Annotated in this window: 11 protein-coding genes and 1 pseudogene; 6 read left to right on the top strand and 6 right to left on the bottom strand. The window is 65.7% G+C overall.

Annotated elements, in window-relative coordinates:
- Positions 1 to 28 precede the first annotated feature (28 nt).
- Positions 29 to 682, top strand: a complete 654-nt coding sequence (locus IRX98_RS20085; protein ID WP_224279804.1) for a hypothetical protein — start codon at positions 29 to 31, stop codon at positions 680 to 682.
- Between the two features lie 122 nt (positions 683 to 804).
- Here IRX98_RS20085 and IRX98_RS20080 read toward each other — a convergent pair.
- Positions 805 to 1964, bottom strand: a pseudogene (locus IRX98_RS20080) (IS3 family transposase).
- A gap of 588 nt (positions 1965 to 2552) precedes the next feature.
- Between IRX98_RS20080 and IRX98_RS20075 the strand changes: the two are divergent.
- From IRX98_RS20075 to IRX98_RS23220, 3 genes are read left to right on the top strand one after another with little or no spacing between them, the layout of a single operon-like run.
- Positions 2553 to 3284 (top strand): S1 family peptidase, encoded by a 732-nt coding sequence (locus IRX98_RS20075; RefSeq protein ID WP_224279803.1) that lies wholly within the window; start codon positions 2553 to 2555, stop codon positions 3282 to 3284.
- The gene (locus IRX98_RS20070; RefSeq protein ID WP_224279802.1) at positions 3281 to 4660 is read left to right on the top strand and encodes a hypothetical protein; all 1380 of its coding nucleotides are present in this window, start codon (positions 3281 to 3283) and stop codon (positions 4658 to 4660) included. The genes IRX98_RS20075 and IRX98_RS20070 overlap by 4 nt, the downstream gene beginning before the upstream one ends.
- Before the next feature lie 2 nt (positions 4661 to 4662).
- A complete protein-coding gene (locus IRX98_RS23220; protein ID WP_224279801.1) occupies positions 4663 to 6750 on the top strand; it encodes a CHAT domain-containing protein in 2088 nt (695 codons plus the stop codon).
- A 676-nt stretch (positions 6751 to 7426) separates the two neighbouring features.
- Here IRX98_RS23220 and IRX98_RS20060 read toward each other — a convergent pair.
- The 3 genes from IRX98_RS20060 to IRX98_RS20050 all read right to left on the bottom strand — a co-directional run bounded on the left by IRX98_RS20060 (position 7427) and on the right by IRX98_RS20050 (position 11146).
- Positions 7427 to 8044, bottom strand: coding sequence for an HD domain-containing protein (locus tag IRX98_RS20060; RefSeq protein WP_224279800.1), 618 nt, complete (start codon positions 8042 to 8044; stop codon positions 7427 to 7429).
- Between the two features lie 239 nt (positions 8045 to 8283).
- Complete coding sequence (locus tag IRX98_RS20055; protein ID WP_224279798.1) at positions 8284 to 9744, bottom strand: hypothetical protein; 1461 nt, start codon at positions 9742 to 9744, stop codon at positions 8284 to 8286.
- Positions 9745 to 9865: 121 nt separating this feature from the next.
- The gene (locus tag IRX98_RS20050; protein ID WP_224279796.1) at positions 9866 to 11146 is read right to left on the bottom strand and encodes a YqcI/YcgG family protein; all 1281 of its coding nucleotides are present in this window, start codon (positions 11144 to 11146) and stop codon (positions 9866 to 9868) included.
- A gap of 278 nt (positions 11147 to 11424) precedes the next feature.
- On the opposite strand from IRX98_RS20050, the gene IRX98_RS20045 reads away from it, so the two are divergent.
- Entirely contained in the window at positions 11425 to 11724 is a 300-nt protein-coding gene (locus IRX98_RS20045; RefSeq protein WP_224279795.1) for a hypothetical protein, read from the top strand.
- Positions 11725 to 12000: 276 nt separating this feature from the next.
- Positions 12001 to 12348 (top strand): hypothetical protein, encoded by a 348-nt coding sequence (locus IRX98_RS20040; protein WP_224279794.1) that lies wholly within the window; start codon positions 12001 to 12003, stop codon positions 12346 to 12348.
- 82 nt (positions 12349 to 12430) lie between these two features.
- On the opposite strand, the gene IRX98_RS20035 is transcribed toward IRX98_RS20040, so the two are convergent.
- Positions 12431 to 13009, bottom strand: a complete 579-nt coding sequence (locus IRX98_RS20035) for an ATPase (protein WP_224279793.1) — start codon at positions 13007 to 13009, stop codon at positions 12431 to 12433.
- Positions 13006 to 13469 (bottom strand): TA system antitoxin ParD family protein (locus tag IRX98_RS20030; RefSeq protein WP_224279792.1); only part of this gene is annotated, 464 nt, incomplete at its 5' end. The genes IRX98_RS20035 and IRX98_RS20030, both read right to left, overlap by 4 nt.

Raw genomic sequence — 13469 nt, 5'->3', positions numbered from 1 at the left:
CAAGCCCCCGGACAGCGCGGCTCAAGCCGTGAAGAAGAACTACAACGAGAAGTTGTCGGCAGCCGTGGCACTGGCGGTCGCCGCCGAGCTCCGAGCCCGCGGGATGGACGGAGCTCGCCCGACCGGACCGGGTGAGGCCGGGGTAAGTGGCGCTGAACGCCGCCTCGCAGGGGGCATCGGCGCCAAGAAGGTCGACGTCACCTGGGCAACGGAGGAGTCGGGTCTGATCTTGGCCGTCAGCGTCAAGACGATCCTGTTCAAAGACAGCCGCACCCAGAACTTCCAGAAGAACCTGACCAACCGACGCGCCGACCTACTCAACGAAGCAGTCACACTCCACCGCCGATTCCCGTACGCCGTGCTCGCCGCCCTGCTGATCTTCGACGCCGCGGCAGAACACGACGGCACCGGTAGGCGCAAGTCGACCTTTCTCAACGCCGGGCCACGGCTACGACTCTTTACCGGTCGTCAAGACCCTGCCGGGCGGGACGAGCAGTACGAGAAGTTCTACGTTCTCCTGGCTGACCTCAACGACACCGCACCGTCCATTCGCGCTTACGAAGCGAACAACCTCACCCACGAAGTGCCGCTCTCAGAGGCCTTTGACACCCTCGTCGCCCTGATCGGGGAGCGCAACTTCGACCTCTACGAGGGCCTCGACGGAACTGTCGTTAAGGCGTAGTCCGACTCGATCACAACCGGACAGAGGGAGCAGGACCAACCGCTGCTCGCCGCCGAACGGGCGTGATGCAGGTATAGGTGACAACTTGACCTGCCCCACCGTTTGGGTTCCAGTTCAGGTGGCTAACTGACTGCGGTGATGGGGTCGTTCTCGGAGAGTAGTTCGTACTCGATGGGGGTGCGGTAGCCGAGTGCGGAGTGGCGTCGACGGCGGTTGTGGAAGATCTCGATGTACTCGAAGATCGCGTTGGCGAGCTCGACTCGGGTCTTCCACTTCTTGCGATTGAGAAGTTCGATCTGCATCGAGGACCAGAAGCTTTCCATCATGGCGTTGTCGAGGCCATCGCCGACGGTGCCGAAGGATGACAGGAGGCCGGCGGAGCGGATCTTCTCGCCGAAGACCCAGGAGGTGAACTGGGTCCCGTGGTCGGCATGGACGATCCCGCCCGGCTCGGGTTGTCGGTTGCGGATGGCCATGTCGAGGGCGTTGACCACGAGGGTGGCGTCTTGTTTGGAGTCGATCGACCATCCCACGATCCGCCGGCTGTAGGCATCGAGGACCGCGGCACAGTAGATCCACCCTTCCCGCGTGCGGTGTTGGGTGATGTCGGTGACCCACAGCTCGTTGGGACGGAGCCGATGGAACTTCCGGTTCACCAGGTCGTCGGCGGTGACGACGCCTCGTAGACGCTTGACCCTGGTCGGCCCCGGTAGGCCATAGACACCGGCCTGGTTCATCAGCAGCCACACGGTGCGCTCGCACACAGTGATCCCCATGCCCATGGTGAGTTCGGCGTGCACGCGCCGGTAGCCGTAGGTGCCGCGCGAGGCGACGTGGATCTCGCGGATCAGTCCGGTGAGCCACTGGCGGCGCAGCTGGGTCGGGGTGGTTGGCTTCCGCTTCTGCTTGTAGTAGTTCTGTCTCGCTACGCCGAGGACCCGGCAGCAGCGATCGGCCGGGATCCCGGCGTCGACGAGTCGGTCGATCACCGGGTAGAGCCTTTTGGGCGAGGCTTGTCCTCGCCGAGGAACTTCGCAGCCTGGCGCACGATCACCAACTCGGTCTCAAGCTCGCGAACGCGACGACGAGCCGCACGAAGCTCGGCGGACTCGGTCGTGCTGACTCCAGGGATCTCACCGCGGTCGATGCGGTCCTGCTTGACCCACTTGGAGAGCGTGACGGGATGGATGTCGAGCTCGTGGGCCGTTTGCTTCTGCGGTTTGCCCGCGCGGACGAGCGCGATGGCTCGAGCGCGGAACTCGGGCGGGTAGGCACGGGGCACGGTGTTCAGCCTTCCGGTGAAGGCAGTCACTTAGCCACCGATAGTGGAACCTTTCCGGTGGAGCAGGTCACGATGTCACATCTTGGCGCGGCAGACCGCGTCGACAGCAGCCTCGGCACGGCCGTCGTCGAAACGTTCATTGCCGCACAGTTCAGCACTTTGCCGTCGGAGGGGAGTGGGCCAGCATGTTCGCCCGCTCGTTGATGCCGCGAGTCGCAATCGCTCACCGCGGCGAGGTCTACGAACTCTAGAGCCACCGCACACGTCGAGTCGTAGTCGAGATTTCCGTGGCGTTGCTCGGCACGACCGTGGTGCCCCGTCGGCCGGGTGCGACCTTGGCTTTGCCGATCGACATTGGGAACCAGGCGCGGCCCCAGTGCACGCCCCGATCGCCTCGCTTCCGGTCGACGTACGGTCCGCTCTGACTATTGACGCGGTGGGGGTGTAGGGGTGTCATTGACGCTCACGGACTCGGGACGAGTGGAAACGAGCGGGGAACGTCGTGACTCGAGCGAGAGACCCGGCCGCCGTGGCCGGGCAGGCAGCGCGATGAGGCCTGCCCAACACGTCGTGGTGCAGCCAGCCGGTATGACGGTCGATGCAGACCTGGTCTACCTGGACAACGCGCAGTGGGTGGTCAACGACGAGTCGAGGATCACTGGGGGTCAGTTGACTCAGTCGTTCCCCAACTGTGTGGCGATCGCTTCGCGCACCAAGTGGAAGTGCTCGGGTGTGCTCATCGACGCCAGGACGGTGCTGACTGCCGCCCACTGTGTCGCGCGCGGGATCGACAGACAGGTGTTTGTGGGCAACGACCTCCATCGCCCTCAAGACGGGCTCGTGGTACAGGTCAGCAGCGCTACGGTCCACCCGGCGTACTCCTTGTCTCACACCGCACACGACCTCGCAGTGCTCAGGCTCGCGAAGGCGGTCCGTGGACACGTCCCCGACCCGGTTGCCGCGGAGGTCAAGCAAGAGAATGTGGCCGTACGCGCAGTCGGCTTCGGTGCGGACACCACCGACGGACAGTCGGGCTTCGGCAAGAAGAGGTACGCAGATCTGCCGCTAGCCGACCGTGACCCGCGCTACGGCATCGATGTCGAGACCGAGTTCGTCGCTGGCCGTCCTCACCTCGACAGGGACAGCTGCCCCGGTGACAGCGGCGGCCCGGCCTACATCCAGAACGACAGCGGCTGGTCGCTTGCCGGGATCACCTCCCGGGCAACCCCTGGCACATACGCCTCACGCGAGTGCGGCGACGGCGGCGTCTACACCCTCGTGTACCCCTACCTCGATTGGATCGGGTCGTTGCAATCATGAACAAGTCACTTGGTATCGCCGGCTCGATCTCGGCACTTGTCGGTATTCCCGCGCTGCTTGCGCTGACCTCGTCGGCGCCTGAGGCGAAGGACCCGACTCCTGGTGCGCTCACCGTCTCGGTGTCCACCGACACCACCAGGATCCGGGTGGAGGCCCCAGGGACGGCGCCGGAGGAGGAGACCACGTCGCTCCTAGCGAGCGAGGACGGCAAGGACACGGCGATAGTCACCTCTGAGCCCGAAACCAGTTGTGCTGAGGTGACGAAGCTATACCTCTCCGCCACCGAGGTCGCCACGACGTCGTGGTGCCTGAGCGTCACGAGCCTCCCGTCGCACGGGACGGTCGCCGGGACGATGACCGGCGCGGGGGAGGGGGACCGTACCAAGCTGGCTCTCAAGGTGCAGCGCCGCGCTGCCTTCACACCCTTATTCCGGACGTGGCCGTTCTGGGTGCTGGTGTGCGGGCTTCTCGTCGCACTGCTTTCGACCTCAATGCTCGCCCTTCTCTGGACGGGTATCGCAGGCACTCGTCTGCGGCTTCTGGTGGCGCTCAACGCGAGTCGTCCCGTGGCCGAACGGGTTGACGGCGTGGCTGCATGGGTCCAGCAGCGACGGGCTAAGTCCGCCACTGCGGCCGAGCTGGTCGACCCGGTGAGCAAGGCCGTGCAGAACGGCCCCAAGAAGGCCGCTGACGCTCGGGCCGACCTGACCCAGCTGCTGGAAGAGCCGGAGAGCGCGCTCCCAGACGTCGAACTGGTGACCGCGGCCCAGCGTGAGGCGAGGCGAACCGACCATCAGATGGCGGACTTCTACACGGTCGACGGCACGGAGGCCGTCCATCCAGCATTAGTGATGGCAGATGCAATCAAGACCCTGGCGGAGTACTACAAGTACCTCGATGATTTGGAAAAGGAAGCGCAAAGCCTCCCGGGGAATCCCCACCCTCGAAAGCTGCAGGTGGCGCGGTTCGTGCTCTCGCGGGTCCGTACCCTAGATGACCTGAAGGCGCTCAAGGACGCACTGGGCGAGGCGAGAGAGGCCCTTGACGATGCCAGAGCCAACTCGAACATGGATAAGGTGGGGCTGCAGGGATTGCGCAGCGCCGAGACGGGTCTGGACGTCGACTCGTCGTTGCCGCCCGCGGCGTGGCTGTTCGCAGCCCTGGGTCTTGCCGCCCTGACCGCACTCGCTATTGCCGTGACACTCGCATTTGCCGCGGTGACGGTGTACGTCGCCGGATACGACGCAAACCCCACCTTCGGGTCCTGGCAGGACGGCTTCAAGCTGTTCTCATCGGCCGTCGCGTCCGGAGTCGCCGCTACAGTGCTCGGTCTCTTAGCCCCATGGCGGCCCGGGACCGCTTTCGCGACTGACTAGGAGTGTCCGCAACGCAGGCCCTGTCGACCCTCCGCAGGTCGGAGGCCTCCGGCAACCTCTCGCAACGCCAGAGCGGAATTCGGCTCGGACTGGCCGAATGGTCTCAAGGAGCGGTCAGCCCTGAGCTGCGGCTTCACCTTGCGCGGGCACTCTCGGCGCAATACCGAACGACCTACGACCTGTCGCTGCTGACGAGCGCGCTGCAGGTCCTGATCCGCGATCCCATCCGCGTACGTGAGGGTGGGGCAGCGGAACTGCTGGCACAGTACGCAGACGTTCTGCTCCAGGTAGGGATCCAACTCCAAGTCCGCGCAGCACCCGAAGAATCGACCGCAGCGCAGAACGCGGTCGGCCTGCTCAACCGGACGGCCATCGTGGCGGCACGCTGGGCCTGTCGGCTTGACCCGCCAGGCCAACCTGGCCACGCCGAGGGACTGGCTGCGCTTGGCGCTACCTACTCCCAGCTCGGGATGATGGCAGACGCGATTCCTGTGCTGCGAGCAGCAGTCGCCTCCGACCCTACGAACGCGTCAGCCTGGCTCGCACTAGCGACCGGCTTGGCCTCGCTCACCCCGGACACCGGCGGTGAAGCAGCGTGGATCCTATCCGCCATTGCCGACGCCTTCGCGGTCTCAACACCACGCGACGCCTTCGAAGCCGCTCGCTTCCACGGCTTCTGGGCCCAGCAACGCCAGGCATGGGGCGAAGCGGGCCGGGCCTACACCCAGGCCCTGTCTGTCCGCACCCGTGTGCGAGGCGCCCAAGACAGCCACCTCTCGGCCAGGGCCTGGCTCAGTGAGTCCGGAGCGATCCCCTCCCAAGCGTTCTGCTCTTTCGTGCGGTCCGGTGAGCTCGACATGGCCCTCGACGTCCTCGATGCCGGGTTGGCCCTCAACCTGAGCGACCGGCTCGAGCTCCCCACGGTGGTGGGCACCCCCGTGAGGCCCAGGCCGGCACCGCGGACCGCAGAGAACTTCCTACTCCTCGCCTTCGACCAGCATGGCGGCGCTGCACTCCGCGTATCACCAGCGCGGCAGCTCGACGCCGTCGAGCTGCCGCAGGCATCTCGCTCGGCCCTGGCCGAGCGGCTGCTTCCCTACGTGACCGCCTATGGGATGTGGCTGAGGGACCGTTCTCCCTTACGACGACGCGAGTGGGTCACCGAGCTGACCGGCATCCTGGACTGGGTGGGTGCGGCGGTCCTGGAACTCGCGGTCCCGCTCGTCGACGACGACTGCTCGGCGTTGATGCTCGTCACCGACGGACACCTCAGCCTGCTGCCTCTGGCCGCCGGGCCAGTCGATGGCACCCCACTTCTCGACCGGTTCGCTGTCTCGTCCTCACCGAACCTCAGGATGCTCGCCGCCGCCCGCACTCACGCCCCGCCACGCCCTGTCCGAACCCTCACCGTCGCCGCCTCCGACACCGCTGACACCCCCGGCCTGCCCCACCTCCCTTACGCCACCTTGGAAAGTCATGCGGTCGCGAGGCTATGCGGCAACGCGGTATGCGCGGCCGGGCCAGACGCGACAGCGGCCCGCGTAATCCGAGAGATGGCGACCTACAACCTCGTGCATGTCGCCTCCCACGCCCGCTTCGACCCCAACCAAGCGATGGCCAGCTACATCCAACTCTCCGACGACAAGTTGGACCTCACTCGGATCCTCGCACTCGACCTGTCCGGCGTCAGTCTCTTCGTCGCGTCCGCCTGCGAGACGGCCATGGCAGACGTTGGCATACCCGAGGAGATGCACAGCCTGGCCGGAGGCCTCCTGCACGCGGGTGTCAGTGGCGTGGCTGCCACCCTCTGGGCTGTCGGCGACCGCGCGTCCATGGTGCTCTCCTTGAAGTTCCACGAGCTGCTGCTCGATGCTCCCGCAGACGGAGCAGCGCAAGCCCTCCGTTGTGCACAGCTCTGGCTGCGTGACAGCACCTACTCAGACCTCGTGAGCTGGGCTACCACGTTGGCGCCGAGGCTCCCCGATACCAACCTGGCCTCCTCACTGACGGGGCTGTTCCCATCAGGTGGAAGCGCGAGACCGTTCGCCCAGCCGGTCGACTGGGCCTCGTTCACGTACTTTGGGGCTTGACTCCGCATTCAGCGACGGATTTATCTGCGCCCAGCCGCCTTCTCTTCGTCATCGCCATCGAGGGCTGATCGGCACTTACGGGATGGCGGGCGCCGCCACGGTCAAAACCGCGACGGCGGCGTCTGCTGCATGATCTGGCCAAGAGCTGACCACTCACTGCGCGGCGAAGGTGGTTGCACTCTCCCTTTGAACGTTGGGCGGCGACCTCGACAGGGCCGCTTTGAGCGGGGACGTGCACCCTCCCGATGTTGGGGATCGGCGGATCACGTTGGCGACTGGCGGCACCCGACGCAGCCAAGGTGTCGCTGATCACGGATAGAAGGCCCCTCTTCATTCATCGGAAAAGTGCAAAAGCCTTGACGACACGAGCAAGCATTCGCAGATGCGGTCTTTGCCGCACTTCTCACCGAGGGCGATTCGCGTGCTTCGATCGGTGCTGCGGTGCGTCGAGCGCGACTCGAGATCCGCAAACCCGGCGATCCCACCTCGTTGGCTTATGCCGTCTTCGCCTCACCCGAGGCGAGGGTCGGGGACGGTGACACGCCGGATCCGGGCCCAAACGATCCTTCGGGGTGAGGAACGCTGGCGGCAAACCGCTCCATCTTGGTTTCGCAGGTGCCGCTGTTGCGCACCCTGTGCCGCTGCTCTCCTCTTGATCTGAGTGGAGGTGCAACCTCTACCCACGCCAGTCGCCGTGGGTGTGGCGGTTGCGGCCATTGACGTGCCACGAGTGAGGGTCACTGTTCGCCAAGGACATGAACATTCGTCGGGCGGATTCCGTGTGCAGCTTGGCAAAGGCGGCCTGTCGGGTCGAGCTGAGCCGATCCTCCAAGTTGCACCCCGACGACGTCGCTTCACGAAGCTCGAAGTCGCAGTCAAGGGTGTCTGCATCCTTCACGATGCGTGCCTCTAGCGTCTGACGTTGTCCGTACTCAACCCAGAGCGCAGCAGCGTCGCTGTGCACTGATGTTCCTGCAAACTGGTCGTCGAAGGCGAGCTGCTCGTGACGGTCGGTGTACATCCGGGACAGGTAGTTCACATCACCTGTTCGCGTCTCGGGAGTGTCATGCACCAAAGCCATCAGCACTGCCCTGGAGGGGTCAGCTCCTTCGCGCACGGCAATGACCCATGACAGCCACGCCACTCGGAAGGAGTGCTCGGCAACGTTCGCGAAGGGGAAGCCGCCGAAGTGGCGCCACGTCCGATCGACATGCCGCAGGGAGCCGAGCTCGAAGAAAAGGTCACGGTCACGGTCCTCGGTGGCTGCGGCATCGGCATCCCGCTCGATCGTCACCGGACTAGTCACGTTCTCCCGCGAGACTGGGGGCGTTCCGTTAGTGAGCTCATCACGTGTGTGGGGCGTCGGTCGGTCGTTCATCACAAGACTCCTTGCTGGGTTGGGGCCGGACGAGAGGTGGAAAGGCGATGGCGAGGCGGGTCGCAGTCAGGTGGTGCTGCCCGGTGGCGGCGACTCATTGCGGATACATGAGAGGCGTGCGTGATGCGGCCATCGGACACGCTGGCTGATCTGCCTCAGCGCAGCTGGGGCGGCAGCATGTGGACGATCTGGTCGAGGTTGTCGATCAGGTCCTGTGAGACGTCGATGGCGGCGTTGCCGGCGCGAAGTGCCTGAGTCAGACCACGCACGCGCACCCAGAAGGGCGTCTTGGCTGCATCCGGCGTGCCACCATCGTTCGCTGCTTCGGCGGCGAGCGCTTCCGCCTCGGCCGCCTCACTGGAGAGTCGGCTCTGTGCGCGCAACAGGTCGGCCAGAGCGTTGAGGGCCGCGGCAGCGTCCGCAGTGGAGTTGTGGGTGGAGCCGGTGTTGACCTGGTTTCCGGATCCCTGGAGGGAGTTGATCGAGCCGCCGGAGATGTAGAAGTTGTTGTGCGTGGTGTTCACGTTGTACTCCAGTCGTTCGAGGTGGTGGATGGTCATGGCGGCAGGGACGATGCGCCCGGGGCGGAACGGCATGGGGTCTGACTCAAGGAACGGAAGAGACCGGTCGACATCGAGGGGAGTGGTGACGTTGTGGGTGGGCCGCAGCCCAGCGGCACGATCACGTTCGGCCCTCGCCAGCTCTTGGGCCGACACTCGGCAACCCAGCGCTCGGCGAACGAAGGGATCGGTGGCGGTGCTACGCCACTGACGCCAGACGTACCTCCAGTGCTTGTCCTTCGGGGACTCGTGAAGGCCACGAGCTAGCCCCTCCAGCACGAGCGGGTCCTTCTCGTACTCGATCCAGTCGATGACCTGAGCTTCGTAGGCGTTGCGATCCGGCGGGCTCTGGGCGACGAGGCGGCAGTACCAACGTCGGACGTTCGCTGGCTGGTTCGCCAGTGACACCGGGTCGAAGGCGACGACGCTGGCGCCGTGGATGTGGCGCTTGCGGATGCCCCAGATCGTGTACTCCACCACCTCGGGGTAGGGGCATGCGGTGAGTTCGTAGAGAACCGACGCTGGCAACTCGATCCGGCCGTCGCCGTACAGCAGTCCCAGCCACTGGTGGCTCAGCGGGTTGTCAGTGCCGATGGCGCGGTCGACTGCGCGGCCGACGTCCCGCGTTGACCCGTACATGCCGGATGACAAGTCGTAGGCGAGTGTTTGCTGATCTCCGACGGCGTAGACGACCTCGCGGTAGTCCTCGACCATCCCGGCAAGCGCGGCGACCGCCCAGGTCCTGTTCTCCGGTGTGAGGTCGCCGCCGGCGAGTTGGTTGCGCAGGTAGGGCTGGTGCTCGTTGGACTGGAGCAGGGCGATGGCCTTGTACCCCCAGCGACGGACCTGGGGGTCGGTCGCGGTGAGCTGGTAGGAGAGGGCGGATGAGATGCGCTTGCGAGTGCTGGCCTTGGGCGTCCGTGTCTCCAGGTGCTCGCAGGCGGCCTGAATGCCGCCCTTGGCCACTCGAGGGTCCGCCGAGAGCATGTCGACCTCGATGCGTGCCAAGGTGCCCAGCCGCGGCAGCGGTACTAGGGTCGGGGCGACTGTCGCCATGTGGGCTCCTCCTTGTCCGGGGTGAGTGGCTCGCGTGGGCGGAAGTACGACTTGGATGCTGGCTGTGTTCTGGTTGTGTCCCCGGCACGATCGACGGTCGCGGTGAGCTACCGGCGAGCGGCTACCAGAGGGTGCTCTGGTCCGGGTCGCGGGTCGGGTCCCACCAGACGACGGGCTCCTCGCCCGTCTCGGGGAGCAGGTACAGGTGTGCCTCGATCCGGCTCGCGATTAGGTCGTGGGGGTAGGACATGCCGCGGCTGGCGAAGTTCTCACGCACCTTGGTCTTGATTTTGTCGCTGTCCTTGTGGGAGCCGCCGATGCCGTGGTGGGAGAAGGACTCCTCGGGCTGCAGCATGAAGTAGGTGCCGCGCGGGCTGTGGCGCACGTGGTCGGGGGAGTAGACGTCGGAGAAGACGGTGACGAACAGCCGCTGACCCGCGTAGGTGAACTGCCATCCGGGCGTGGCGAAGACACGAGACGGTGCACCGTTGCCGTCGGGGTCCAGGGTCGACAGGCTTTGGAGGGTCTCGCGAAGGACGTCACCGACCTCGGCCACCGTGTGAGGCTTGCGTCGCACGACGGGCGAGATGATGAAGCCGTCGAGGCCCTCGGCGATGGCCGCGCGTGCGAACCGGGTGAGGTAGGGCACCGTGATCTCGCAGTTGTAGCCGACGTTGCGGTCGGCGTTCCATCGTGGGCCGCCCCACAGCTTGGCTGCGCGGGCGAAGGTGCACGCGGTGGACTCGATGGTGGGGGCGAAGGCAGCCAGGACGTCCGAGGTCGCCGGGTCGAAGGTGACTGAGAAGCGCTGGCCGTCGCGCGCGAGGGTGTGCTCCAGCTTCCGCGCGACCTCCACGGCGAGGTCGAGCCCGTGCTCCTCAGCGAGCAGCTGCAAGCCGCGGTGCAGATCGAGGATCGGCGAGCCCAGGTGTTCGAGCTGCTGGGTGGGGCGTGGAGCCTTGGGACCGTCGTAGTAGTTGACGATCCGCGCGATGCGTCCCGCGTTCTGGACGAGCTGGCCCAGACTGGGTGCGCGTCCCGCTGCGACGGCGCGCAGCGTCGACGGCTGGCGAAGCCCGATCTTGAACTGGTTGGCCAGACAGGTGGAGATGATCTTGATGTCGGCAAGTTCCTCGCCCAGGTCACCCACCCCCTCGAGCGCCAGGCTCGCCTCGCCGAACTCCTCCAGGAGACGCATCACCGCTGCCGCCGGCGGCCAGTAGCCGCCTAGGCGGTTGATGGTGTTGGCGACGTACTGCTGCTCGAACGTGAAGTCCTCGTAGGGGCTTGAGCCGCGCCCCCTTGCGAAGGGAGGGGATGCGGCCAAGTCAGCGTCGTGCTCAGCGTGCTCGAGTCGTGGTCGGGGCGGGGACACCGCTGGGGTGTTGAACGAGGTGGACATCGCACACGCCTTCCGCTGGGACTGAGTGGTCTGCGCCGCCCCGAGATGGCATCGTCAAAATGCTAGCACCTAGATGCTATAAATCGAGCAAGCGTCATTTTCTTTACCGAAGGGATCCCGGTTGTTGCATGAAAGTGCTTGACAATGGGTATGCTTAAGCGCATCTCGGATACCTAGCATGTAGGGGTCACCCGGATTGCCGGCGTGACACCCGCGGTCCCCGACCTCTCACCGGGGACCTCCCTCAACCAGCAGCCTCAACGTGGAGACCACTTCTGATGCCACTGCAGAAAAGTGCGCCCGGACGACCAAATGTCAACGACGAGGACATCAGCGACGAAAACGACGTCTTCGGTCAGCAGCTGAACGTGCGCTTCAAGGTTCGCCGCGCTCACCAGGCGCGGCGGCTGGCCGCCAGCCGTGGCGAGAGCATGCAGGAGTTCTTCGATCGCTTGGTGCTGGCCGAGGTCGAGCGCGAGCAGGAGATCCTGAAGCGCGAGTTCGAGGAAGAGGAGCGACGAGCTCGTATCGCGCGCGAGGAGCTCGAGCGCGACATCGCAAGCCTCGCGACCACCTAAAACTCGCACGACAACCCGGCGCGCTCGACCGGGCGTATCGCCAGTCAAAGGCCTGAAAGTGCCTTGCCCAAGCTGCGCGCACGCTCCCACATCACCTTGTAGGGTTCGGACCCTGAGTCACGAACACCCGGAGACTGCAACGTGCCAATTGTTCTCGGGCAGTGTGCGTCATCCGAGGACGACGGCTGCCCGTGCTGCGACCACTCCTACGATGCTGGTCGTCTCGACTCCAGCGTCGTTCTGGTCGCGACCGTGCGGATGCCGCACCAATGGTCTGTGGCTGAGGCCGTCGCACACCCCGTGAGCCAGCCCTGGCTCGAGGAACACTTCTTGCACCAGCGAGAGGTCATGCGCGGGTGGGGTGAGTCCGAGGAGCGCAACTACCCGCTTCGCCAGGCGGCGCTGGCCGTGGCCGTGCTCGAGAACGCGCCTTGGTCGGAACCGACTCGCCGAGGAGTGGCGTGGGCCACGACCCGGCTCGGCATGCGAGTTCACGGATGGACGCCGGCATGGAACTTGGCCACCTGCGAGTTCTTGGATCCCAAGCCGAGTCTGTTCGAGGACCACGCGGGCCTGTTGGCGTTCAGTGCGCTCCTCGGGGCTGCCTACGAGTACAAGGACTGACCTGGCGCAGCACCACAGGTGCTGAACAGCGGCCGGCTCGCCGCGCGACGGCCCTCGCGGTCAGGTCACTCCGTCACCGAGCCTAGGTCAGAGCCTCCGGAGTCCAAGCCGGCCAGATCGGACGGCCCACCGGTTGTCCATATTCGTAGACGGCCACGCGCGTGAAGGGGGCATCCAGGGTGGAGTTGTCGTAGAAGTCCGCCCGGTCCACCATGCTGCGCGCCTGGGTCACCAGCTCCCACAGACGGCGGTACCGGGCACGCACCTTCTCCTCCGGCACCATGTGCCCGCCAGCGACGACTCGGTCGAAGACACGCTCGACTGCCAGGTCCTCTGGAATCATCACCACGTGCAACGAGATGCCGTAGCCCTCACGTTGCGCGTCGCGGATCAGTTCCAGCTTGCTGTGATGGCTGAACACCGTCTCGGTGATGAATGACCGTCGCCCCGCAAGGAGTCCGGTTCGCTCCTGTGCCGCCAGTATGGACACCTCGCGCGCCCGTCTGGCCTGCTCGTCCCTGTCTCCGGGCCACATCTCCTCGGCGATGAGGTCTGCGTTCACGAACGGCAGATGCGTGCGCGGCATGAGGATCGACTCCGCCAGCGTGGACTTGCCCGCCCCGTTCGAGCCGGCGAGCAGGTGCAGAACTGGTGTGCTCAACTGCGGGCGGTGCGCGATCTGCGAGGCGCGAAGCGCCCCGAGTCACGCTTCGCCTCGTCGGTCTCGTGCACTGTGACGGCGCCGTCGCTGTCGGCCTCGGACCACCGCGTGCGTCCCTCTGCGGCAAACCGCCCACGCAGGTCAAGTGCTGCCAGGTCCTCGTCGAAACCCTCGCGCCAAGCCGTTCGAAGCGCGGCCTGCTCCGGATCGCCCAGTTCGTCGTAGGACAGCTGACCAGCCAGCACCCGGTCTATGTCACGCTGGGAAAGGCCGGCCGAAGCCTCAAGCTCCCGCCCAAGACGCGCCCAATGTGCGAGTTGCTGCGCGGCACTTTGAGGTTCCCCCCGGACCGTAGAGGCATCGACAATGAGGATCGAGATGCCAGAGAAGCGGAAGAAGTACGACCGGGAGTTCCGTGAGGGAGCTGTCCGGATCGTCGAAGAGACCAACAAGCCGATCG

The organism is Nocardioides lacusdianchii, from assembly GCF_020102855.1.
GTDB classification, from domain to species: Bacteria; Actinomycetota; Actinomycetes; order Propionibacteriales; family Nocardioidaceae; genus Nocardioides; species Nocardioides lacusdianchii.
The sequence above is the reverse complement of the archived record's forward strand: the minus strand, read 5'-3'. Positions and strand labels throughout refer to the sequence as shown.